Raw genomic sequence first — 21,598 nt, forward strand, 5'->3', positions numbered from 1 at the left:
CCTGGACGCCTCACGCGTTCTCGGCTCGTGGACCTGTTGCACAGGCCAGCGGCGGCGCGATCGCCCTTACGTCTGCCTGCTCCGCCACCCACAGCCCGATGAACAGCGCGGCGGTCGCCTCCAATAGTCCGGCGCGGTCCAGCCCGCCCCCGGCCACCGGCTCGCAGCCGATGTCCCGCACCAACTTGCGTGCCAGCGCGAGTGCCGCCTCGTCGTCCCCGCAGATCGGAACGGTCAGGGGCTGACCGTCGAAGACCGGCGGGGTCATCCGCCACACGCTCTCGTGACAGAGGTTGAATGCTTTGACGACGTGCACGCCCGGTACCGCCGCAGCCAGTCGGCGCGCCGCCGAGGGGCCGCCTTCCGTCAGCAGCCGGAAGCCGGGCCCGACCGGATTGGCGCAGTCGAGCAGGACCTTCCCCTTCAGCGTCGGCTGAAGCTCCCTGACGACGTCCGCTCCCGCGCCGTACGGCAGTGCGGCCAGCACCGCCTCGCCGAAGTCGGCCGCCGCCTGCAGACTCCCGTGCCCTGCACCGCCCCCGATGCGCGTCGCGAGCCGCTGGGCCTTCTGTTCGTCGCGGCCTCCGACGAACACCTCGTGCCCGGCTCGCACCCACTGCGTGGCCAGTGCGTCCGCCATGTTCCCCGTTCCCAGCACACCGATCTCCATCGATACGCCCCTCTCCGTATCCGCTCCAACCGCTTTCGGGACGACACTAGGAAACCCGTCAGGCACCATTTGGTACGTGACGACCGACGCCTACCTCAGCGACTGCCGCGCCCGCCTCGCCTTCGACCTCCTCTCCAACACCTGGAACGCGGTGCTGATCTGGGTCCTGCGGGACGGTCCCATGCGCCCCGGCGAACTACGCGAGCGCATCGGCGGCATCAGCCCCAAGGTCCTGACCGAGACGCTGCGGCGGCTGGAGTTCAACGGGCTGGTGACACGGAACGCGTATGCCGAAGCACCGCCCCGTGTCGAGTACGACCTCACCGCTTTGGGACGGACGTTGCTCGGCCCGATCGACGCATTCGGCGCGTGGGCCTTCGAGTACGGCGATGAGGTCATGGCCGCCCAGGAACGGATGGGCGGGTGAGTGCCCAGCCCGTGACCTCCTCTGCATTCGTCAACGCACTTTCATCGGGGTGCCGCAGCGAGCGATCTTCAGGCTCCGGGGGCTTCTCGGATGCCTGGTCGATCACCAGGGTGAGTGAGGTCGCGTACTACTCCGTGTCGCTCGTCAACGTGTATGCGTCGCTCCTGTCACCGACCATGTCACGCCAGTGCTTTTCAGCGGAGCGGATGAGGTCGTCGCCGAGGCGTTCGAGGAATCGGCCTGCTAGGGCGAGCCGGGATCCGGCAGCGGTCTCGGCTCCGAAGAGCTCGGCGCCGCGCAGCGCGGTGGCGGCGAACCGCTGGTTGGCGGCGACGCTGGCGACGACGGTCCGCAAGCCCGCCTTGTCGTCGAGGAAATACCGGTGGCGGCGGCCCCGGTCATCGCGACCGCGGCGGATCAGATCCTGCCGTTCCAGCAGGCGGACCGCGTGCGAGATGGTCGCCGCGCTGACGTGCAGGTGCTGCGCCATCTCGATGGCGGTGCGACTGCCGGTCTCGGAGGCGAACAGGCAGGCCATCACGCGGGCGGCGGTGCGCGGGAGGCCGGTTCCGACAAGTGCTGTGGTGAGGTCGCTGACGAACGCGGCCGTTGCGTCGGGGTCGGGGCCGAGATGCTCGATGGTCCGCTGCGCAGGGGCGGGGGGCTGCGGCCGGCGCTGGGCTCGGTGGGTGGTCGCGAGCTGAGCCAGTTCCGCGCGGTACCGGGCAGGTCCGCCGTTGCGCGCGACCTCGCGGCTCACCGTCGAGGCGGGACGGTTCAGGCGTCTGGCGATGTCGGCGTAACTCAGGCGCTGCGCCAACCCCGCGGCGATCTGTTGCCGGTCGGCTCGGGTCAGCCTGCGTCCTGGCATCGGGTCGGTTCCTCTGAGTCGTTCGTCTCGGCACACAGTGTGTGCACTGGTCGCCGATCGTTGCAACAACCTCTCTTTCGCCGTGCATTGACCACCACTGTCATTGCAACCGCCAGTTGCGTAGCTGACCAGCGCAAATAGCGCGGTCCCGAGGAGATCGCCGTTGACTGGCATTTCGACGCGTACCTAACGTTCGGCTCCGGTCGCCGAACGCAGGTGTCAGGTGGTCTCCCAGGGAGAAGCGAGGTGGCAGCGCGGCCAAGGTCGCCGTCGAGCTGATCTCCGGACACACCCCGAGTCGTCCATGCGATCCGTCCGCCGAACCGACCCCCACCGACGCCCGGTGAGGCGCAGCACCAGATATCGATCGATTGTCAGGAGCATCCCATGCGAGCCAAAGGCATCACCTACGACACTGGCTTCACTCCGGGCGGAAAGAGTTCGCGGCCCGTCTTCGACGCCGACGCGGTGCGACGCGAGATCCGCGTCATCGCAGAAGACCTGCACTGCGATGCCGTGCGGATCACCGGCGGCGACCCGGGACGACTGGCCCTTGCCGCCCGGCACGCCGCCGATGCCGGGCTTGAGGTCTGGTTCTCCCCATTCCCTTGCGAACTGTCCGCCGAAGAGCTGCTGCCCTACTTCGCCACCTGTGCCGACCGCGCCCAGGAGGTGGGAGCGGACGTCTTCGTCACCGGCTGCGAGCTGAGCCTGTTTGCCGCCGACTTTCTCCCCGGAGACGACTGCTTCGCCAGAATCGAAACCATGACCAGCGGCGCCCCCGAGGCATTGGCCGGGCTCGCCGAGCTTCCTGCCCGGCTGAACTCCTTGCTGGCCAACATCGCAGAGACGGTGCGATCACGATTCCGCGGAAAGATCACCTACGCCTCCGGAACGTGGGAACAGGTCGATTGGGCGCCCTTCGACATCGTCAGTGCGGACGCCTACGGCGATTCCAGTGACGCCTTCCGTCAGGGCCTGCGCGAGTATTTCCGGCACGGCAAGCCGCTCGCGGCGACCGAATTCGGCTGCTGCACCTACCGGGGCGCAGCCGAGCGCGGCGGCATGGGCTGGGTGGATGTCGTCGATCACGACGCCGATCCGCCCCGCATCAACGGCGATTACGTCCGCGACGAGGAAGAGCAGGCCCACTACCTGCGCGAGATGCTCGCCGTCTTCGACGAGGAAGGCGTGGACACCGCCTTCTGGTTCACCTTCGCCGGCTACGAGTACCCACACCACGCCGACCCGCGCTTCGACCTCGACATGGCCTCCTACGGGGTGTGCAAGCTGATGCCCGACGGCAGTCTCGCACCCAAGCGCTCCTTCCACGCCATGGCCAAGGCATACCAATCAGCAACGTCAGCGTTGCCTGTCCAGGGTGAGGACGGCCCTACTGATATTTCAGAACGCCGTGCGTAGTCGTCTCAAGCAGATGATGCTGCTGAGAGCTCTGACATGCGAGCCGTCCACTGCCGCGTCGTCCATCTCCAGTAGACCGGACCTGCGGAGTTCAACCAGCAACGTCTCGTGCAGGCGGGGCCACACGCCGGCCTCGTTCCAGTCCCGCAGACGGCGCCAGCAGGTCACCCCGCTGCAGCCCCCGAGGCCCGTGCCCGCATCCGCCCCAGCAGCGCCGTTCCCGCGATGACCAGCCCGATGGCGATGACCCGGCCCGCGCGGTAGTAGCCGATCGCCACGGGGTTCCGGGTCAGGCCGAGGCGAGGCGTCGCGCCGCGAGTTCGGCGTAGAGGGTGGCGCCGTCCGCCAGTACGGCGTCGTCGAACTCGGCGAGCGGGGAGTGGTTGTTGGGGCTGCGTTCCGGGTCGGCGCCGCGGGGCGGGGCGCCGAGGAAGAGCATGGCGCCGGGGACCTCGGCGAGCACGCGGGAGAAGTCCTCCGAGCCCTGGAGGGGCTGCGCCTGCGGTACGTAGCGTTCCTCGCCCAGCGCCTCGCGGACCGCGCCCGCCGCGAAGTCCGCCTCGGTGTGGTCGTTGACGGTGACGGGGTAGACCTCCTGGAACTCCGCGTCCACGTCGACCCCGTAGGCCGCCGCGATGCCGCGGCACACCTCCACCGTGCCGTCCTTGACGCGGGCCTGGGCCGCGTCCGAGAAGCTGCGGACCGTCGCCTCGAAGACCGCGGTGTCCGGGATGACGTTCTGCTTCGTACCGGCGTGGAAGGTGCCCACGGTGAGGATCACCGGGTCGAAGACGTCGAAGGTACGGGTGATCCACGCCTGCAGCGCGGTCACCATCGCGCAGCCCGCCTGCACCGGATCCTTGGCGCGGTGCGGCATCGATCCGTGCCCGCCCTCCCCGCGTACCGTCACCCGCAACGTGTTGGAGGCGGCCATCGCCGTACCGCCGCGGGTCCGGAACACGCCGCTGGGCAGCCCCGCCGAGAGGACGTGGATCGCGTACGCCGCGGCCGGCCGCTGCCCGGTCGCGTCCAGCAGCCCCTCGGCGAGCATGTACCGCGCTCCGTCGTAGCCCTCCTCGCCCGGCTGGAACATGAAGAGGACGTCCCCCGCGAGCCGTTCGCGGTGCGCGCTGAGCAGCTTCGCGGCGCCGGTGAGCATGGTGGTGTGGAGGTCGTGGCCGCAGGCGTGCATCCGGCCGTTGTCGGCGGCGAAGTCCAGCCCGGTGCGCTCGGCGACCGGCAGGGCGTCCATGTCACCGCGCAGCAGGACGGTGGGACCGGGCCGCCCCCCGCGCAACACCGCCGTCACCGAACTGAGGCCGTCGCCGGTGCTGACCTCCAACGGCAGCCCGTCGAGCGCGGCCAGCACGGTCTCCTGCGTGCGGGGGAGTTCGAGCCCCGTCTCGGGAATCCGGTGGAGCGTGCGGCGCAGGTGAACGAGCTCGTCGGACAGCGCCCGGGCGTCGTCGCGGAGGTTCACGGGGCTCCCTTCAGGCGGTGAACTGCCCTTGTTTGATGGCCGAGATGAACGTGGTCCAGTTGCTGGCGGGGAAGATGAGCGCGGGGCCGTTCGGGTCCTTGCTGTCACGGACGGGGACGAGGCCGTGGGGTTGGGTGAGGGTGCGACTGAATTCGATGCACTGGCCTCCATCGCCCCCGCTGTACGACGACTTGAACCACTCGGCATCCGTGAGGTCGACGTCGGTGCTCACCATCTGTACTCCTTCGACAGGGACTTGATGAGGGCTAGCGATCTTTCGGGAGACAACGCGTGTGCCCGCAGCCGATCGTAGCTGTCGACGTAAGAGGCGACAGTCTCGGCTGAGTCATACAACTTGCCTCCCTGCGGCCCGTCCGCGTAGAGGACGGTCGGGGCCCCGTCGAACGTCAGCAGGGTGAAGGGCATGTGCACCGCTGGCGCTCCCGCCGAGAACGGAAGGACCTGCAGTTCGATGTGAGGTGAGGCAGCCGCGGTGAGCAGGTGTTCAAGTTGCTCGGGCATGGCATCGGCACCACCGACGTCCGTCCGCAGGCATGCCTCGTGCAGGATGACCCAAAGCAGCGGCGGATTGTCCATATCGAAGAGTTCGCGACGCCGTAGCCGGGCGGCGACCCGGCCTTCGATGAGGTCGGCATCCTCGCGCGGGTGGGACGCCCGGAAGATCGCCCGCGCGTATGCCTCGGTCTGGAGGATGCCCATCACGAGGTTCGCGGAGTAGTCCAGTATCCGCGACGCCTTCCGCTCCAGGTTGAGGTACGGGACGAACCACGACGGGTGGTCTCCCTCGTCGATCCTGCGCAGCAGGCCGGTGAATAACTCGCCCGTTCCGAACGCGGTGTCGCAGCCCTTGGCGAACTTCGCGCTCGGTCGGGGCAGCAGCGTGCCGGATTCGACCTTGCTGACGTACCCCTCGGAATATCCGGTGACCTTGCCCAGGTGCTTCTGCGTGAGCTTGCGGGCCAGGCGGACCTGTCTGACGTCACGCCCGAATCGCTGGAGCGGATTCAAGTGCTCGGAGGGGGTCGTCTCGTCCAACGCGTTGGCCTCTCGTCATGTGGGCATGCGGCGGCTCCATGGCAGGTCGCAGCCTTGAACGCCGTCCGTTCAACTACTCCGATTCTATTGCCCGCAGCGTTGTCACCGTGACCGAATGACTACATCCGGTTACCCCTCAACGGATCCCAGGAGGCTCACCCATGACGGACGAAACCCCCGCCCCCAAGCAACCCAACCCGTCCACCCCCACCCCCCGACTCCTCCCCTGGACGAGCCCCGAAGGGAAGCCCTGCCTCGTCCTCGGGGACGGGACCGGCTTCGTCTCCCGCCTCGCGGACGACATCGAGGCGGAGCAGCTCTGCTACACCGCCGAGTTGCGCAAAGAGGCGCGGCGGGTGCTCGACGGGCGGAGTTGGACGACCGGGGAGCTTCAGTTGCTGGCGGTGGAGCTCACCGAGGCGCTCGACGCCGTGCAGCGGATCGCGGAGAGCCGGGGCGAGCGGCTGGTTCTTAACCGGCGGTCAGGCTGTCCTCAAGGCTGCCTTAAGGAACCGGAATTGGGGCCTGACCTGGTGTTTCGCGGCGTCGAACGGCCGTAGTTTGTCGGGCTGTGAGCACCCGCACCCACGCCCGCGCCCGGGACGGCGCCCCGCACTCGTCCCCCGTCCACCCGCTCTACGCGCGGCTGACCCCCCGGCCCGCGCCAACGCCCGTACCGACGCCCGTACCGCCGCGCACCGCGCCAGCCATGCCGGCATCCGTACCGGCGGCGACCCCGCTGCACACCTCGCCCCGGGCGCTGCTCGCCGGGCTGGCGGGTGGCGCAGCCGTGGTCGTCGGGCTCTGGCTGGTGCAGGTGGAGCCCTCGGCGCGGCTCGATGCGCTGTTCGCCACCTTCGCGCACCTCAGCGGGCTGCTCGCGGCGTACGGCGTGCTGGCGATGCTGCTGCTCATGGCGCGCGTACCGGCCGTCGAGCACGGGGTGGGTGCCGATCGGCTGGCCCGCTGGCACGCCCTCGGCGGCCGGTACGTCCTCGGGCTGTGTTGCACCCACGCCCTCTTCGCGCTGTGCGGTTACGCGGCCCATACCGGGGAGGATCTGCTCGCCGCCACCGGTGGCCTGCTCGGCTACCCGTGGCTCGCCGCCGCGGTGGTGGGCACCGGGCTGCTGGCCGGGGTCGGGGTCACCTCGGCCGGTGTGCTCCGCCGCCGGGTGCGGCACGAGACCTGGCGCGCGGTCCATCTGCTGACGTACGTGGCCGTCGCGCTCGCCTTCGGCCACCAGCTGTCCGGGCCCGATCTGACCGGCAGCCCGTTCGCCGGCTGGCTGTGGACGCTGCTGCACACCACCGTCGGCACCCTGCTGGTCTGGTACCGGCTGGTCGTCCCCGTACGGCAGGCGCTCCGGCACGACCTGCGGGTCGCCGAGGTGCGGACCGAGGGGCCGGGGGTGGTCTCGGTCGTCATACGGGGGCGCGGACTGGAAGCGTTGCGGGCCGAGCCGGGGCAGTTCTTCCGCTGGCGGTTCCTGGACCGGCGGCTGTGGCGGACGGCGCTGCCGTTCTCGCTCTCCGCGCCCGTACGGGAGGACACGCTGCGGATCACGGTCAAGGCGTGCGGTGACCACACCCGGCGGGTCCGGCGCCTCCGGCCGGGCGTACGGGTGCTGGCCACCGGGCCGTTCGGCGCGCTGACCGCACACCGGCGGACCCGCCGCAAGGTGCTGCTGCTCGCCGGGGGCGTCGGCATCACGCCGATGCGGGCCCTGTTCGAGACCCTGCCGGGCGGGCCCGGTGATCTCACGCTGCTCTACCGGGCCGGCAGCGCCGCGCAGTTGGTGCTGCGCGAGGAGCTGGAGGCGATCGCCGCGGCACGCGGGGCGGCGCTGCACTATCTGCTCGGTCCGTCCGACGGGCCCTTCGATCCGCTGGCCCCGCGCGCGCTGCGCAACCTCGTGCCGGATCTGGCGGAGCACGACGTCTATCTGTGCGGCCCGCCTGGTATGGCGCGGGCCGCGATCACCGCTCTGGAGCGGGCGGGTGTGCCCGCGTCCCGTATCCACTCCGAGCACTTCACGTTCTGAGCCCCCGGCCCCGCACAGCCCCTCGGGCCGTCGGCCCGTGAACCGTTGACTCTTGGCCGTTGGAAGGATCCGTCGTTCATGGCGAAGCACCGCAAGCCACGCAGGCGTCGTGCGCCCCGCGCCTCCCGTGCCGTTCCCGGCCCCGCCCCCGTGCCTGTTTCCGTTCCCGTTCCCGTCGCCACCGTACGGGCCCGCCGTCAGCTGGTGGCGTGTCTGGCCGGGGCGAGTGCGCTGAGCGCCACGCTGTTGTCCCTGACCGTCTCCCCGGCGGCCCCGCCGGCCCCGGACCGGGCGCCGGCCGGCCACAGCCTGCCGGACCCGCAGGCGGCCCCTCCCAGGTGACGACCACTACGGGACGAAGGCGGGGAACCGTCAGTGCAGCGTGGCAAGTTGGGCCAGGTCCTCGTCGGTCAGGGTGAGGGTGGCCGCGGCCAGGTTCTCGTCCAGGTGGGCGGGGGAGCCCGTGCCCGGGGTGGGGAGCAGGACGGGGGAGCGGTGCAGCAGCCAGGCCAGGGCGATCTGGCCGGTGGTCGCGCCGTGCCGGGCGGCGAGCGCCGCAAGCACCGCGCCCGCGTCACCGGTCAGCGCCCCGTGCCCCAGCGGGAACCACGGCAGGAACGCGGTGCCCCGCTCCTCGCACCGCTCCAGTACGTCCTCGGCCGCGCGGTCCAGCAGGTTGTAGCGGTTCTGTACGGAGGCGATGGGCGCCAGTTCCTGAGCCCGCGCCAGTTCCGTCGCGCTGACGGAGTCCAGGCCGAGGTGCCGGATCTTGCCCTCCTGCCGGAGCTCGCACAGCGTGCCCAACTGGTCGGCCATCGGGACCTCGGGGTCCAGCCGGTGCAGCTGGTAGAGGTCGAGGGTGTCGGTGCGCAGCCGGCGCAGGCTCGCCTCGCACATGGCGCGCAGCTGTTCCGGGCGCCCCGCGATGTGCCAGACGTCCGGGCCGGTGCGGACCACCCCGCCCTTCGTCGCGATCACCAGCCCGTCGGGGTACGGGTGCAGGGCGCGCGCCACCAGCTCCTCGGCCATGTCCGGGCCGTAGTTGTCGGCGGTGTCGATCAGGGTGACGCCGAGCTCGACGGCCCGCCGCAGGAGCGACACGGCGTCCCCCGGGTCGGCGTGCCGCGGCCCCCAGTAGCCCGGGCCGACGAGCCCGCCGGTGCCGAACCCCAGTCGGCGGACGGGGAGTTCACCGCCGAGCAGGAAGTCGATCGGTGCGCCCGTACCACCCTTCGCGCCCCGGCCCGTCCCGGCGGTGTTCGTCACAGCGTCCATGATTGCGGAGCCTAGGGGAGACGCGCCTGGTAGGTGTGGACAGGGCTGCCGGCACCGGGCTACGACACGGCGGGCGGCCACGCACATCGACGCAGATCGAAGAACATCAACGCACATCGAGGCGCATCGGGGGACGACGTGTACAGCTTCTACGTGTTCGAGGGATCGTTCTGGCAAGGCGGCGGCGGTTGGGAGCACCTTGAGGTGTGCAGCACCCTCGAAGAGCTCGATGCCTCGGTCGCCTACTACGTGCGTACGGGTTCGTGGGCGGCCGGCGATGCCTTCGTGATCAGGGTCTACCGGCACGGGGGGCTCCTGGCGGAGAGGGAGCTGGACCCGTTCGTGACGGTGAAGGTCCCCGGGCTGACGGCGATGCGGTCCGCGGCGGACACGCGGGCGAGCGGCGGCGTACCGGAGCCCGGTGGGCGGTATGACGGCATGGACGACGACATGATCTGGGAGGTTCTGCCCCAGGACATGTACGAGGTCGCGGCAGAGTCACCCGAGGCCATCCACGTGAGCGTCGACTGGGACGGTCTTGCTCTGCCGGAGCTGGTCCCTCCCGTGCTGCCGCAGGGGTCCGGCGTCGTGATCGACGGACGCGAGTTGCCCTACGGCCGTACCTCGACCCTGGACGGCTGCATCTGACCCGGCGGACGTCCGCCCCCCACCCCGTCCCTCGTGTCTTCCCCCCCCCGGCCCCCGGCGGCGTTCGTCACAGCGCCCGTAATTGCGGAGCCCGGTCCGCGGCCCGCTTCTTAAGATCAGCCGGTGCCCGCTGACATATCACTCTTCGCCCTGACCCTGCTCTGCCTGGCCGCGCTCGCGGCGGGCTGGATCGACGCCGTGGTGGGCGGGGGCGGGCTGTTGCTGCTCCCGGCACTGCTGGTCGGCCTTCCGCACACCCCCGCCGCGTACGTCCTCGGCACCAACAAGTCCACCGCCATCGTGGGCACCACGGCGGCCGCGGTCACCTACGTACGCAAGGCACCGATCGATCTGCGGACCGCGCTGCGGATCGGGCTGGCGGCGGTGGCCGGGTCGCTGGGCGGGGCGTTCTTCGCGGCCGGGATCAACAGCGAGGTGCTGCGCCCGCTGATCATGGCGGTCCTGCTGGCGGTGCTCCTCTTCGTCCTCTTCCGACCGGCCTTCGGGACCGCCCCCGCGCCGTCCGGGCCGGTCTCCCGGCGGCGGGTGCTCGCCGCGGTCCTCGTCGCCGGTCTGGGCATCGGCTTCTACGACGGCCTGATCGGACCGGGGACCGGCGCGTTCCTGGTCATCGCGCTCGCCGCGGTGCTGCACATGGACCTGGTGACCTCGTCCGCCACGGCGAAGGTCGTGAACGTCTGCACCAACGTCGGCGCGCTGACGATGTTCGCCGTCCAGGGCACCGTGCTGTGGCAACTCGGCGCGCTGCTGGCGCTGTTCAACCTGGTGGGCGGCATGGTGGGGGCCCGGATGGCGCTCAAGCGCGGGGCCGGGTTCGTCCGCGGGGTGCTGGTGGCCGTGGTCGTCGCGCTGCTGTGCAAGCTGGCGTACGACCAGTGGATCGCGGTCTGAGGACGACCGGAACGCCCGAGCACGTCCCAGGGGGGCGAGGGCGCCAGGACGTCCAAGGGCGCCAGGGGGTCCGAGGGCGCCAGGGGGTCCGAGGGCGGCGCCGGGCGGGGCGGGGGCGGCTCAGAACCGGCAGTGGTACAGCCGCCACGTGTCCCGGACCGCGGGCACCTTGGCCGCGGCCCGGGCGGCCAGCCGGTAGGCGGGCGGCAGTTTCTCGATCCCCGGGAGCTCCAGTGCGCTGACGTCCTCGACGATCTTCAGCCGGGGGCTCAGCGCGGCGATCCCCGCCCGGTCGGTGGCCCAGTGCACCTTCGCGCCGGCCTTCCGAAGCACCCGGCTGAGCCGCTGCGTACGGATGGCGAGGCTGCCGAAGACGTCGAAGGCCGCCGCCCCGTGCGGCGCGTGGACGATCAGCCGCCGCAGCAGCGCGGTGGCGTCCTCCTCGGTGAGGTACATCAGCAGCCCCTCGGCAACGATCATCGTCGGCCGGTCCGAGGGCACCTGGGCGATCCACGCCGGGTCGGTCACCGACGACGGGACGGCCGTGTAGTCGGCCGCCGGCTCCGGGTACAGCTCCCGGCGCAGGTCGATGACCTCGGGGAAGTCGACGTCGAACCAGCGCACTCCGGGGCCCGGGTTCAGCCGGTGGACGCGGGTGTCGAGGCCGCAGCCCAGATGCACCACCACCGCGTCGTCGTGCCGGTCCAGGAACTCTGCCGTCCAGCGGTCCAACTGGCGGGCGCGCAGGGCCACCGTGGCGGCGTCGCCGGCGCTCAGCCGCATCGCGTCGAAGTCGGAGTCGATCCGGCGGAGGGCGTCCAGGGCCATGGTGTCGCCGAGGATCGGATCGGGGGAGAGGCAGTCGACCGCGCGGGCGTGGAGCGTGGGGAGCAGGGTCTCCTTTGCGCCGGTCAGACGCACTTTGACGCCCGGACCGGCGGGGTGGGAGCTGCGCCCGGCGGGGCCGTCACTGGACCTGGGACTCGTCATACTCCACAAGCTACATAAGATTCAGAAAAACGTGAAGCCTGTGAGGGTTCAAGGTGCTACCCCCGCGCCGTCCCCACCGTCTCCGCATCGCGGATCCCCTCACCCTTGAACTCCGTGACGGAGGTCAGGAGCACCGCCGAGTCCTCGATGGCCTCCAGGCCGTGCCGTTCCTGCGGGATCACGGCGATCTGACCCGCTTTCAGCTCGGTGCCGTTGCCCGGCCCGGTCAGCCGGACCCGTCCCTTGAGGACCTGCAGACTGGCCGCCGGGGGCGCCTGGTGCTCGTCCAGCGAGGCCCCTGCGATCAGCGCGATCACGGTCTGCCGCAGCGGACCGTCGTGGACGAAGAGATGGGCGCTGCGGCCGTGTGCGGAGGCCCTGGCGTCGTCGAGCTGCTGGCGGGTGAGTACGTCGAGGTCGTCCATGATGCTCGCCTTTCGCATGCGTGCCGGCGGCCGGCCCCCTTCCATCGTTGCCGCTGTACCGGCGGATGCAACCGGGGAATTCGGCCCCGTGCGTCCGGGTGCATGCCCCCGCGGGGCGGCCCGTCAGCTGAGGGATGATCATCTCGGTCCGTACGATGCGGTCCGTACGATGCGGGCAGCCGTCCGTTGTCCCCCACCCGTGTGCCCACCATGTGCCCCCACCATGTCCCCCACCATGAAGGATGCGCCACCGTGGCCGATCCCACCGACCCGACCTCCCGCCCGGGCGAACCGCCCGTATCCACCGAGTTCCTGACCGTCATGACGACCATGGACAGCGAGGCCGCGGCCGAGCGCCTGGCCCGCGGCGCGATCGAGGGCCGGCTCGCCGCCTGTGCCCAGGTCGGCGCCCCGGTGACCTCGGTCTACCGCTGGAACGACGCGGTGGAGACCGCGCGGGAATGGCAAGTCTTGTTCAAGACGTCGCAGGCGCGCTACCCGGAGCTGGAGCGCTACCTCCTGGCGACGCACGATTACGACACCCCCGAGATCATCGCCACCCCGATCACCCGCGGCGGGGCCGGCTATCTGTCCTGGGTCGCAGAGGAGACGAGCTGACGTGGCGCGACACGCGAAGGTGCGGGCCGCGGGCCCGCTGCGCACCCCCCTGCTGACCCGCGGCGGCAGGGCCGTGACGGCGGCCCTGGGAATGGCGGTCTGCCTGGCCGCGGCGCCGGCCGGGCACGCGGCCGAACGCGTCCGGGGCGGCGCCGCCGTCGGCGACCGGCCGGCCCAGGCCCCCGACCGGCCGACCCGGGCTCCGGGCCGGCCGACCCAGGCCCCGGACGCGTCCTGGACCAGCCGGGACGCCGCCGCCTACTGGACGTCCGAGCGGATGGCCGCCGCCGCTCCGGCCGAGCACGACGCCGCGGGCGGAGCAGGGTCCTCCTCGGGAGCCGCACCGTCCGCTGCCGCGGCCAAACTCCCCGCCGCCGCCCGGCACTTCGACGGCATCCCGTCCGTCGGTGTGCTGTTCTCGGTGGACGGCGACGCCCGGGCCCACCACTGCACCGCGAGCGTCGTGCGCAGCCCGCACCGTAACCTGATCCTCACCGCGGGGCACTGCAACCCGGGCGACCGTGCCGCGTTCGTCCCGCAGTATCGTTCCGGCGCGCAGACCCAGCCGTACGGGGTGTGGGCGATCGACGAGTCCTTCGCCTACCCGGAGCGCGGCACCACCGGCGAGAAGTCCGACCTCGACTTCGCCTTCGCCACCGTGGAGCCGGACGCGGACGGCCGTGCCCTGGAGGACGTCACCGGCGGCAACGTCCTGGCCCCGACGCCCGGTTACGCCAACGACGTCACCGTCATCGGCTACCCCGCCGTCCGCAACGACCCGGAGGACCGGGCGGTGCGCTGCGCCGCCCGGACCTCCCGGCTGGCCGGCACCAGCCAACTCCGCATGGAGTGCGGCGGTTTCTTCGGCGGCACCTCGGGCAGCCCGTGGCTCGCCGGCTTCGACGAGCGGACCGGGACCGGCCGGGTCATCGGCCTGATCGGCGGCCTCAACGGCGGCGGTCCCAAGGGTCCGAACAGCGACCGGGTCTCCTACAGCCCCTACTTCGGGGAGAAGATCCTCAGCCTGTACGCCCGCGCGGCCAAGGCCTGAGCCGGGGCGGGGCGCTGCGCCGAGCAGCGCCCCCGTCACGCTTCAGCGCAGCGCCCCCCGTCACGTCTCAGCGCAGCGCCTCGGCCACGTTTCAGCGCAGTGCCTCCGTCACGCCCTTCTCGCGCGGGCCGAGGAACTGCGGATCGGGCCGCAGCAGCGCGTCCGCCGCCGCCTTCCCCGCCGCGAAGATCTCCCGCACACCGCCGTACGCCCAGGTCACATCGCGCTTGGCGGCGACCCCGACCCCGTAGGAGTCGATCCCGGCCGCCGCGCACAGTGCCAGCGCGCGGCGGATGTGGAAGCCCTGGCTGACCAGCACCGCCCGGTCCACGCCGAAGATCCGGCGGGCCCGGCTGCAGGAGTCCCAGGTGTCGAAGCCCGCGTAATCGCTGACGATCTTCCGGGCCGGGACGCCGTGGTGCAGCAGATAGCCGCGCATGGCGTCCGGTTCGTCGTAGTCGTGGCGGCTGTTGTCGCCGGTGACCAGGACGGCCCGGACGGTGCCCCGCCGGTAGAGCGCGGCGGCCGCGTCCAGCCGGTGGGCGAGGTACGGGGACGGTTTGCCGTCCCAGAGTCCCGCGCCGAAGACGATGGCGACCGGTGCGGCGGGGGCGTCGGCGACGGTTCGCACCCGGGGGCCGGCGGTGGCGTTGAGCCAGGTCGCGGGGGCCAGCGCGAGCACCGTTGCGGCCACCACGGCCTGGTAGGCGCGGCGCTGCCCGCGCCGGGTCCGCGGAAGCCGCAGCCGGGACACCCCGCCCCGTATGCGTCGCATCAGCCCTGCCACCGGCCCTCGCATGCCCGCCCCCGTCCCCGTTCCTGATCACCAGCGATCGCATCTGCTCGCGACAGATTGCGTGCGATCGTGTCTGATCGCGACAGTGTCTGCAGGCACCGACGCCCACCGGCCGATGATGGTTGCAGGGCCACCTGGCATCGTGGCCGACACCCCACCGCCGACGCCCCACCGCAGGCCACCTCGCCGACAACGGCCAACCGCCAACGGCCAACCGCCCACGGCATACCGCCCACCGCCGCCGTACGGCCCCGCCGCCGACACCGTACGGCCCTGGAGAGGACCGCACCACCCCGGGAGAGGACCGCGCCCCATGACCACCGAGCCCGAGCGCCTGCCCTTCTTCGTCTACGGAACCCTGCTCCCCGGCCAGGCCAACCACGCCTGGGCGCTCCGCGGCCGCACCGCCCACGAGGAACCGGCCCGGCTCACCGGCGCGCTGCTCTACGACGGCCCCGGCTACCCGTACGCGATACCCGGGCCGCCGGACGCGGTGGTGCACGGCGCGCTGATCCACCCCCGCGCCGCCGACTACGACGAGGTGCGGGCGGTGCTGGACCGGCTGGAGGACTACGCCCCCGGCGACCCGCGGAACCTCTACGAGCGGGTGGTCACCGAGGCGGCCCGCCCGGACGGCCGGACCGTACGGGCCTGGGTCTACCTGGCCGCCGCGCCGCTCGCCGCCCGGCTGCGCGCGACCGGCACGCCCATAGCGGGCGGCGACTGGCTGGCCGCCCGCGTGGCGCGCGTCCACCACCCGGTCGGTCCCGGTGCTCCCCACCACCCGGTGGGCTCCGGCGCTCCCACGGCTAATCTGGAAGAAGATCCCTCCCGTAGTACCGAGGGCCCTTCACCTACCGCAGAACAGGTCTGACCAGCGTGGCTTCCTCCCCGATCCCCTCCACCGACCGGCCGGCCCCCGGGCCGCTGCCCAAGGCGGAACTGCACCTGCACATCGAGGGCACGCTGGAGCCCGGACTGGCCTTCGCGCTCGCCCGGCGCAACGGCGTGCGGCTGCCCTACGCCACCGAGGACGAGCTGCGCCGCGCCTACTCCTTCGCGGACCTGCAGTCCTTCCTGGACCTGTACTACGCGCTGATGGACGTGCTGCGCACCGAGGACGACTTCGCCGACCTCGCGCACGCCTATCTGGCCCGCGCCAAGGAGCAGGGCGTACGGCACGCCGAGATCTTCTTCGACCCGCAGGCGCACACCGCGCGCGGCGTCGCGATCGGCACGGTGATCGACGGCCTGGCCCGGGCGCTGGACGCCGCCGAGGAGACGTACGGCATCAGCACCCGGCTGATCATGTGCTTCCTGCGGGACCAGAGCGCCGAGTCGGCCCTGGCCACCTTCGAGGCGGCCCGGCCGTATCTGCACCGGATCACCGCCGTCGGGCTGGACTCGGCCGAGGTCGGGCATCCGCCGGTGAAGTTCCGGGAGGTCTTCGCGCTGGCGAGGGAGGCCGGGCTCAAGTGCGTGGCGCACGCGGGCGAGGAGGGCCCGCCGGCGTACGTCTGGGAGGCCCTGGACGTCCTCGGCGTGGACCGGATCGACCACGGGGTGCGCTCCATGGAGGACGAGCACCTGGTCGCCCGCCTGGTGGCGGACCAGGTGCCGCTCACGGTCTGCCCGCTGTCGAACCTCCGCCTGCGGGTGGTCGACGACCTCGCCGACCACCCGCTGCCCGCGATGCTGTCCGCCGGGCTGCTGGTGACCGTCAACTCCGATGACCCGGCGTACTTCGGCGGCTACGCGGACGACAACTTCACCGCCGTACGCGACGCCCTCGGCCTGGACGACGCGACGCTGCGCAGGCTCGCCCGCAACTCCTTCCGCGCGTCCTTCCTGGACGAGCCGACGCGCGAGCGCTACCTGAAGGAGATCGACGCCCACGAGGCGGCCGCCAGCAAGACGGGCGAGGAAACCCGCGCGCCCGGAGGGGGCGCCGGGGAGGACGGCGCACACGGGGCGTAACGCCGGCGGCAGCCCTCCGGAACACGGAATTCCCAGCGGGGAAACGGCGACGCAACGCCCGGCTGCCACGCTCGGACCATGACGGTGCCGATACCGCAGCCCTCCGCCTCCGCCTCTCCCGCCCCGCTCGGTGCGGGAGACCTCGCCGCCGAGATCACCGCCCAGCTCAGCAGCCGGCTCCGCACGGTCCGGCCGTACGGCTTCCGGCCCCCGCGCCCGGCCGCGCCCACCCTCGTCGCCGTCGCGCACGGCAGCCGGGACCCGCGTGCCCTGCTGGCCGTCCGTGCGCTTCTCGACCGGGTCCGTGCGCTCCGCCCCGGCCTCCCCGTACGCCTTGCGCACATCGAGCTCAACCGCCCGCTGCTCGCCGACACCCTCGCCGAGCTGCGCGGCGGCGCCGTGCTCGTCCCCCTGCTTTTCGGCCACGGCTACCACGTCACCCACGACCTGCCCGCCGCCCTGGCGGCCGCACCCCACCTGACCGGCCGGATCGCCGCACCGCTCGGCCCGCACCCGCTGCTCGCCGAGGCGCTGCACGGCCGGCTGCTGGAGGCCGGCGCCGCGGCCGACCGGGAGAGCACGGCCGTGGTCCTGGCCGCCGCCGGCTCCCGCGCCGCCCGCTCCGCCCAGGACACCGAGCGCACCGCCCGGCTCCTCTCCGCCCGCCTCGGCGGCCTCCCCGTCGTCCCCGCGTACGCGTCCGCCGCCGCCCCGACCGTCGCCGAAGCGGTCCGGGCACTGACCGCCGACGGCCACGAGCGGATCGCGCTGGCGAGCTGCTTCACCGCCCCCGGCCGCTTCGCCACCCAGTGCGCGGCCGCCGCACCCGGCGTCGCCGCCGCGCCCCTGGGGGACCACCCCGCGCTGGCCCGCCTCGTACTGCACCGCTACGACCAGGCGCTCCTCACGCGCACCGGATCCGGCCCGGAGAGCACCAGGGCGGCTACCGTCGCTGTATGACGGGCACACGACCGACCATCACCGGCTACACCGCGGCCGATACCGAACGCTGGGTCCCCGAGCCCGACAAACGCCCGGGACGCACCGCCTTCCAGCGCGACCGCGCCCGGGTGCTGCACTCCGCCGCGCTGCGCCGACTGGCCGGAAAGACCCAGGTCGTCACCCCCGGCACGTCGACCCACGCCTGGGACGCCAGCCCGCGCACCCGGCTGACCCACTCCCTGGAATGCGCCCAGGTCGGCCGGGAACTGGGCGCCGCCCTCGGCTGCGACCCCGACCTGGTCGAGACCGCCTGTCTGGCGCACGACCTCGGCCACCCGCCCTTCGGCCACAACGGCGAACAGGCCCTCAACGAAGTCGCCGCGCCCTGCGGCGGCTTCGAGGGCAACGCCCAGTCGCTGCGGCTGCTGGCCCGTCTGGAGCCCAAGCGGTTCGTGCCCGCACCGGACGGCTCGGTGCTCAGCGTCGGCCTCAACCTCACCCGCGCCGCGCTCGACGCCGCCACCAAGTACCCCTGGCCGCGCGGTGCGCACCCCGCCGACCCTCACTCCCCGAAGTTCGGGGTCTACGAGGACGACCGGCCGGTCTTCGCCTGGTTCCGGCAGGACGCGCCCGACGCGGCACGCAGCTTCGAGGCGCAGGTCATGGACTGGTCCGACGACGTGGCGTATTCGGTGCACGACGTCGAGGACGGACTGCACGCCGGGCACCTCGACCCCAACGTCCTGCTCGCCGACCCCGAACGCGCCGAGATCTTCGCGGTCGCCGCCGAGCGCTACGCCCCGGGCGCCGGACCGGAGGAACTGGCCGCGGCGCTGGACCGCCTGCTGGAGCACGAGTGGTGGCCGCACGGCTACGACGGCAGCGCGCTCGCCCAGGCCCGCCTCAAGGACGCCACCAGCCAGCTGATCGGCCGTTTCTGCCTCGCCGCGGAGGGCGCGACGCGGGCCCGGTGGGGGAGCGGCCGGCTCACCCGCTACGGCGCGGAGCTGGTGGTTCCGGCCGAAACCCGGCTGGAATGCGCCGTTTTGAAAGCGGTCGCCGACCGGTACGTGATGCAGCGCCCGGACCAGGAGGCGCTGCGCGCCGACCAGCGCGTGGTCATCGCCGAACTCGCCGAGGCGCTGCTCGCCCGCGCCCCCGACGGCCTTGATCCGCAGTTCCGTTCGCTCTTCGAGGCGGCCCCCGACGACACCGCGCGGATGCGGGTCGTCATCGACCAGATCGCGGCCCTGACGGACACGACGGCCCGCTCCCTGCACGCCCGTCTCACCCGACGCCCCGGTAACAGGCGGGGCAACCCAGGGTGACCCTAGGGGGGAAGCCCCTCTTCCCCCCTCACGCTCCGTGCGGGACGCTCGAACCCGACCGTTTTCGAACGGCGAACACAGAGAACCCCGCCAACACCGCACACATCTATGGGGGAAAGCACACCGGGACAGCGCAGCGGGCCAGTACATCGGGCCGGCACACCCGGTCAGCACACGGGGGAAGGCACACCGGAACAACCAGACCGGCGGCACATCGGGGGCGTTTACGGACGCGGACGCGGACGTACGGCACCGCAACGAGGAGGAAGCAAGTGGTCGACGCACACCAGACGTTCGTCATCGTCGGGGGTGGCCTGGCCGGGGCGAAGGCCGCGGAGACGCTCCGCTCCGAGGGCTTCACCGGCCGGGTGATCCTCATCTGTGACGAGCGCGACCACCCGTACGAGCGCCCGCCGCTCTCCAAGGGGTACCTGCTCGGCAAGGAGGAGCGCGACAGCGTCTTCATCCACGAACCCGCCTGGTACGCCCAGGCCCACATCGAGCTCCACCTGGGCCAGCCCGCCGTCCACCTGGACCCCGCCGGCCGGACCGTCCGCCTGGGGGACGGCACCCTGATCGCCTACGACAAGCTGCTGCTGGCCACCGGCGCCGAACCGCGCCGCCTGGACATCCCCGGCACCGGCCTGGCCGGCGTGCACCACCTGCGCCGCCTGGCCCACGCCGAACGACTGCGCGGCGTCCTCGCCTCCCTCGGCCGCGAGAACGGCCAACTGGTCATCGCGGGCGCCGGCTGGATCGGCCTGGAGGTCGCCGCCGCGGCCCGCTCCTACGGCGCCGAGGTCACCGTCGTCGAACCCGCACCCACCGCGCTGCACGGCATCCTCGGCCCCGAACTCGGTGCCCTCTTCACCGACCTGCACCGCGAACACGGCGTCCGCTTCCACTTCGGCGCCCGCCTCACCGAAATCGTCGGCCAGGACGGCATGGTCCTCGCGGTCCGCACCGACGACGGCGAGGAACACCCCGCCCACGACGTGCTCGCCGCGATCGGCGCCGCCCCGCGCACCGCCCTCGCCGAGCAGGCCGGCCTCGACCTCGCCGACCCCCAGGCCGGCGGCGGCATCGCCGTCGACGCGGCACTGCGCACCTCCGACCCGTACGTCTACGCCGCCGGTGACGTCGCCGCCGCCGACCACCCGCTCCTCGACACCCGCATCCGCGTCGAGCACTGGGCCAACGCCCTCAACGGCGGCCCGGCCGCCGCCCGCGCCATGCTCGGCCAGGACATCAGCTACGACCGCGTCCCGTACTTCTTCTCCGACCAGTACGACGTCGGAATGGAGTACTCCGGCTACGCGCCGCCCGGCTCGTACGCCCAGGTCGTCTGCCGCGGCGACGTCGCCAAGCGGGAGTTCGTCGCCTTCTGGCTCGCCGCCGACGGCCGGCTGCTGGCGGGCATGAACGTCAACGTCTGGGACGTCGCCGAGACGATCCAGCAACTCATCCGCAGCGGTGCCCGGTTGGAACCCGCCGCACTGGCCGATCCGGATGTTCCGCTCGCCTCGCTGCTCCCGTAGCGTGCGCCCATGACGCAGCGCCCCAGCGGCCCCAGCGGCCGCCCCCGCCCCGCCGGCCCCGGCGCCCCGGACACCGTCACCCTCGACGACGTCCGGGACGCCGCCCGGCGGCTGGCGGGCGTCGCCCACCGCACGCCCGTCCTGCGCTCCCGCACCCTGGACGCGCTGGCCGGCACCGAGGCCTACCTCAAGTGCGAGAACTTCCAGCGCATCGGCGCCTTCAAGTTCCGCGGCGCCTACAACGCCCTCTCCCGGCTCTCCCCCGAACAGCTCGCCCGGGGAGTGGTCGCGTACTCCTCCGGCAACCACGCCCAGGCCGTCGCCCTGGCCGCCCGCGAACTGGGCAGCCACGCCGTCATCGTGATGCCCGAGGACTCCCCGCGCTCCAAGACGGACGCCACCGCCGGCTACGGCGCCGAGATCGTCCGCTACGACCGCTACACCGGCGACCGGGCCGCCCTCGCCCGGCAGCTCGCCGAGGACCGCGGACTGGCCCTGATCCCGCCGTACGAGCATCCGCACATCATCGCCGGCCAGGGCACCGCCGCCCTGGAACTGCTGGAGGAGACCGGCCCGCTCGACGCGCTCCTGGTGCCCGTCGGAGGCGGCGGCCTGATGGCCGGCTCGGCCACCGCCGCCACCGCGCTCGCCCCCGGCATCCGCATGATCGGCGTCGAGCCGGAGGCCGGCGACGACACCCGGCGCTCACTGGCCGCCGGCCACCCCGTCACCATCCCCGTCCCGCACACCATCGCCGACGGCCAGGCCGTCGACACCCCGGGCGCCCTGACCTTCGCGATCAACCAGCGCCTGCTCGACTCGGTGGTCCTGGTGACCGACGACGAGATCCGCGCCGCCATGACGTTCGCCTTCGAACGGCTGAAGATCGTCACCGAGCCCAGCGGCGCCAGCGCCCTGGCCGCCCTCCTCACCGGCCGGGCCGGCCCGCTCCCGCCCCGCACCGGCGTGATCATCTCCGGCGGCAACATCGGCCTCGACCGGTTCCTGGCGGTCATGGCGGGCGCGGCCGCGTGAGGCCTGCCCCGCGCCCCTGCCCGCCCCGACTCGGCGGGACGACCTGGCCCGATGCCCGCCGCCCCACACCCGGTCCGCCCGGCGCCGACGCGC

Annotated in this window: 22 protein-coding genes and 3 pseudogenes; 15 read left to right on the top strand and 10 right to left on the bottom strand. The window is 72.4% G+C overall.

The annotated features are described in order from the left end of the window. Positions 1-10: 10 nt before the first annotated feature. Entirely contained in the window at positions 11-670 is a 660-nt protein-coding gene (locus AB0G35_RS04365) for an NAD(P)-binding domain-containing protein (RefSeq protein WP_360943448.1), read from the bottom strand. 76 nt (positions 671-746) lie between these two features. Here AB0G35_RS04365 and AB0G35_RS04370 point away from each other — a divergent pair, with 76 nt between their 5' ends. Further along, positions 747-1,097 carry a helix-turn-helix domain-containing protein gene (locus tag AB0G35_RS04370; RefSeq protein WP_360943452.1) on the top strand — a complete coding sequence of 117 codons (351 nt, stop codon included), beginning with the start codon at positions 747-749 and terminating at the stop codon, positions 1,095-1,097. Positions 1,098-1,224: 127 nt separating this feature from the next. Here the strand turns inward: AB0G35_RS04370 and AB0G35_RS04375 are convergent, their stop codons facing one another. Continuing rightward, the gene (locus tag AB0G35_RS04375) at positions 1,225-1,968 is read right to left on the bottom strand and encodes a helix-turn-helix domain-containing protein (protein WP_360943455.1); all 744 of its coding nucleotides are present in this window, start codon (positions 1,966-1,968) and stop codon (positions 1,225-1,227) included. 387 nt (positions 1,969-2,355) lie between these two features. Between AB0G35_RS04375 and AB0G35_RS04380 the strand changes: the two genes are divergently transcribed. Continuing rightward, complete coding sequence (locus tag AB0G35_RS04380; protein ID WP_360943458.1) at positions 2,356-3,390, top strand: hypothetical protein; 1,035 nt, start codon at positions 2,356-2,358, stop codon at positions 3,388-3,390. Between the two features lie 24 nt (positions 3,391-3,414). Here the strand turns inward: AB0G35_RS04380 and AB0G35_RS04385 are convergent. The 4 genes and pseudogenes from AB0G35_RS04385 to AB0G35_RS04400 form a co-directional block, all read right to left on the bottom strand. Further along, positions 3,415-3,582, bottom strand: a pseudogene (locus AB0G35_RS04385) (IS5/IS1182 family transposase); the annotation flags it as partial. 97 nt (positions 3,583-3,679) lie between these two features. Next, positions 3,680-4,870: a M20 family metallopeptidase gene (locus AB0G35_RS04390; protein WP_360943461.1), complete on the bottom strand. Its 1,191-nt coding sequence runs from the start codon at positions 4,868-4,870 to the stop codon at positions 3,680-3,682. Positions 4,871-4,880: 10 nt separating this feature from the next. Continuing rightward, the gene (locus AB0G35_RS04395; protein ID WP_360943464.1) at positions 4,881-5,105 is read right to left on the bottom strand and encodes a DUF397 domain-containing protein; all 225 of its coding nucleotides are present in this window, start codon (positions 5,103-5,105) and stop codon (positions 4,881-4,883) included. Next, positions 5,099-5,926, bottom strand: a complete 828-nt coding sequence (locus AB0G35_RS04400; protein ID WP_360943467.1) for a helix-turn-helix transcriptional regulator — start codon at positions 5,924-5,926, stop codon at positions 5,099-5,101. The genes AB0G35_RS04395 and AB0G35_RS04400 overlap by 7 nt, the downstream gene beginning before the upstream one ends. Positions 5,927-6,087: 161 nt before the next feature. On the opposite strand from AB0G35_RS04400, the gene AB0G35_RS04405 reads away from it, so the two are divergent. From AB0G35_RS04405 to AB0G35_RS04415, 3 genes are all read left to right on the top strand, one after another. Continuing rightward, the gene (locus AB0G35_RS04405) at positions 6,088-6,486 is read left to right on the top strand and encodes a hypothetical protein (RefSeq protein WP_360943470.1); all 399 of its coding nucleotides are present in this window, start codon (positions 6,088-6,090) and stop codon (positions 6,484-6,486) included. A gap of 11 nt (positions 6,487-6,497) precedes the next feature. Continuing rightward, a complete protein-coding gene (locus AB0G35_RS04410; RefSeq protein ID WP_360943473.1) occupies positions 6,498-7,970 on the top strand; it encodes a ferredoxin reductase family protein in 1,473 nt (490 codons plus the stop codon). 78 nt (positions 7,971-8,048) lie between these two features. Continuing rightward, positions 8,049-8,312 (top strand): hypothetical protein, encoded by a 264-nt coding sequence (locus AB0G35_RS04415; RefSeq protein WP_360943476.1) that lies wholly within the window; start codon positions 8,049-8,051, stop codon positions 8,310-8,312. 30 nt (positions 8,313-8,342) lie between these two features. On the opposite strand, the gene AB0G35_RS04420 is transcribed toward AB0G35_RS04415, so the two are convergent. Further along, positions 8,343-9,245: an aldo/keto reductase gene (locus tag AB0G35_RS04420; protein ID WP_360943479.1), complete on the bottom strand. Its 903-nt coding sequence runs from the start codon at positions 9,243-9,245 to the stop codon at positions 8,343-8,345. A gap of 138 nt (positions 9,246-9,383) precedes the next feature. Here AB0G35_RS04420 and AB0G35_RS04425 point away from each other — a divergent pair, with 138 nt between their 5' ends. Together AB0G35_RS04425 and AB0G35_RS04430 are read left to right on the top strand one after the other, a co-directional pair. Then, entirely contained in the window at positions 9,384-9,893 is a 510-nt protein-coding gene (locus AB0G35_RS04425; protein WP_360943482.1) for a hypothetical protein, read from the top strand. 123 nt (positions 9,894-10,016) lie between these two features. Beyond that, positions 10,017-10,805, top strand: a complete 789-nt coding sequence (locus tag AB0G35_RS04430; RefSeq protein WP_360943485.1) for a TSUP family transporter — start codon at positions 10,017-10,019, stop codon at positions 10,803-10,805. A gap of 120 nt (positions 10,806-10,925) precedes the next feature. Here the strand turns inward: AB0G35_RS04430 and AB0G35_RS04435 are convergent, their stop codons facing one another. Both AB0G35_RS04435 and AB0G35_RS04440 read right to left on the bottom strand, forming a co-directional pair. Next, positions 10,926-11,795 (bottom strand): class I SAM-dependent methyltransferase, encoded by an 870-nt coding sequence (locus AB0G35_RS04435; protein ID WP_360943488.1) that lies wholly within the window; start codon positions 11,793-11,795, stop codon positions 10,926-10,928. A gap of 56 nt (positions 11,796-11,851) precedes the next feature. After that, positions 11,852-12,220, bottom strand: a complete 369-nt coding sequence (locus AB0G35_RS04440; RefSeq protein ID WP_360943491.1) for a cupin — start codon at positions 12,218-12,220, stop codon at positions 11,852-11,854. A gap of 321 nt (positions 12,221-12,541) precedes the next feature. Here AB0G35_RS04440 and cutA point away from each other — a divergent pair, with 321 nt between their 5' ends. Next, a complete protein-coding gene (cutA, locus tag AB0G35_RS04445) occupies positions 12,542-12,838 on the top strand; it encodes a divalent-cation tolerance protein CutA (RefSeq protein WP_360943828.1) in 297 nt (98 codons plus the stop codon). A 1-nt stretch (position 12,839) separates the two neighbouring features. Continuing rightward, positions 12,840-13,889 carry a hypothetical protein gene (locus tag AB0G35_RS04450; RefSeq protein ID WP_360943494.1) on the top strand — a complete coding sequence of 350 codons (1,050 nt, stop codon included), beginning with the start codon at positions 12,840-12,842 and terminating at the stop codon, positions 13,887-13,889. A gap of 91 nt (positions 13,890-13,980) precedes the next feature. Here the strand turns inward: AB0G35_RS04450 and AB0G35_RS04455 are convergent, their stop codons facing one another. Next, positions 13,981-14,664: an ElyC/SanA/YdcF family protein gene (locus tag AB0G35_RS04455; protein ID WP_360943497.1), complete on the bottom strand. Its 684-nt coding sequence runs from the start codon at positions 14,662-14,664 to the stop codon at positions 13,981-13,983. A 334-nt stretch (positions 14,665-14,998) separates the two neighbouring features. On the opposite strand from AB0G35_RS04455, the pseudogene AB0G35_RS04460 reads away from it, so the two are divergent. From AB0G35_RS04460 to AB0G35_RS04485, 6 genes and pseudogenes are all read left to right on the top strand, one after another. Continuing rightward, positions 14,999-15,415: pseudogene (locus tag AB0G35_RS04460) on the top strand (gamma-glutamylcyclotransferase family protein); the annotation flags it as partial. Between the two features lie 149 nt (positions 15,416-15,564). Further along, positions 15,565-16,581 (top strand): annotated as a pseudogene (locus AB0G35_RS04465) (adenosine deaminase); the annotation flags it as partial. Between the two features lie 159 nt (positions 16,582-16,740). Then, positions 16,741-17,622 carry a CbiX/SirB N-terminal domain-containing protein gene (locus AB0G35_RS04470; RefSeq protein WP_360943500.1) on the top strand — a complete coding sequence of 294 codons (882 nt, stop codon included), beginning with the start codon at positions 16,741-16,743 and terminating at the stop codon, positions 17,620-17,622. Next, positions 17,619-18,932: a deoxyguanosinetriphosphate triphosphohydrolase gene (locus tag AB0G35_RS04475; protein WP_360943503.1), complete on the top strand. Its 1,314-nt coding sequence runs from the start codon at positions 17,619-17,621 to the stop codon at positions 18,930-18,932. The genes AB0G35_RS04470 and AB0G35_RS04475 overlap by 4 nt, the downstream gene beginning before the upstream one ends. 272 nt (positions 18,933-19,204) lie before the next feature. After that, positions 19,205-20,470: an FAD-dependent oxidoreductase gene (locus AB0G35_RS04480; protein WP_360943506.1), complete on the top strand. Its 1,266-nt coding sequence runs from the start codon at positions 19,205-19,207 to the stop codon at positions 20,468-20,470. Between the two features lie 9 nt (positions 20,471-20,479). After that, positions 20,480-21,505, top strand: a complete 1,026-nt coding sequence (locus AB0G35_RS04485; protein ID WP_360943509.1) for a pyridoxal-phosphate dependent enzyme — start codon at positions 20,480-20,482, stop codon at positions 21,503-21,505. Positions 21,506-21,598: the final 93 nt, after the last annotated feature.

It is taken from the genome of Streptomyces sp. NPDC021749, assembly GCF_040640655.1.
Lineage (GTDB): Bacteria > Actinomycetota > Actinomycetes > Streptomycetales > Streptomycetaceae > Streptomyces.

What these genes read in the sequence shown, in the direction of transcription:
- AB0G35_RS04420 (WP_360943479.1), bottom strand. Translation starts at nt 9,245, where the DNA reads ATGGACGCTGTGACGAACACCGCCGGGACGGGCCGGGGCGCGAAGGGT.
- AB0G35_RS04365 (WP_360943448.1), bottom strand. Translation starts at nt 670, where the DNA reads ATGGAGATCGGTGTGCTGGGAACGGGGAACATGGCGGACGCACTGGCC.
- cutA (WP_360943828.1), top strand. Translation starts at nt 12,542, where the DNA reads ATGACGACCATGGACAGCGAGGCCGCGGCCGAGCGCCTGGCCCGCGGC.
- AB0G35_RS04405 (WP_360943470.1), top strand. Translation starts at nt 6,088, where the DNA reads ATGACGGACGAAACCCCCGCCCCCAAGCAACCCAACCCGTCCACCCCC.
- AB0G35_RS04415 (WP_360943476.1), top strand. Translation starts at nt 8,049, where the DNA reads ATGGCGAAGCACCGCAAGCCACGCAGGCGTCGTGCGCCCCGCGCCTCC.
- AB0G35_RS04395 (WP_360943464.1), bottom strand. Translation starts at nt 5,105, where the DNA reads ATGGTGAGCACCGACGTCGACCTCACGGATGCCGAGTGGTTCAAGTCG.
- AB0G35_RS04435 (WP_360943488.1), bottom strand. Translation starts at nt 11,795, where the DNA reads ATGACGAGTCCCAGGTCCAGTGACGGCCCCGCCGGGCGCAGCTCCCAC.
- AB0G35_RS04375 (WP_360943455.1), bottom strand. Translation starts at nt 1,968, where the DNA reads ATGCCAGGACGCAGGCTGACCCGAGCCGACCGGCAACAGATCGCCGCG.
- AB0G35_RS04455 (WP_360943497.1), bottom strand. Translation starts at nt 14,664, where the DNA reads ATGCGACGCATACGGGGCGGGGTGTCCCGGCTGCGGCTTCCGCGGACC.
- AB0G35_RS04485 (WP_360943509.1), top strand. Translation starts at nt 20,480, where the DNA reads ATGACGCAGCGCCCCAGCGGCCCCAGCGGCCGCCCCCGCCCCGCCGGC.
- AB0G35_RS04440 (WP_360943491.1), bottom strand. Translation starts at nt 12,220, where the DNA reads ATGGACGACCTCGACGTACTCACCCGCCAGCAGCTCGACGACGCCAGG.
- AB0G35_RS04470 (WP_360943500.1), top strand. Translation starts at nt 16,741, where the DNA reads ATGACGGTGCCGATACCGCAGCCCTCCGCCTCCGCCTCTCCCGCCCCG.
- AB0G35_RS04475 (WP_360943503.1), top strand. Translation starts at nt 17,619, where the DNA reads ATGACGGGCACACGACCGACCATCACCGGCTACACCGCGGCCGATACC.
- AB0G35_RS04380 (WP_360943458.1), top strand. Translation starts at nt 2,356, where the DNA reads ATGCGAGCCAAAGGCATCACCTACGACACTGGCTTCACTCCGGGCGGA.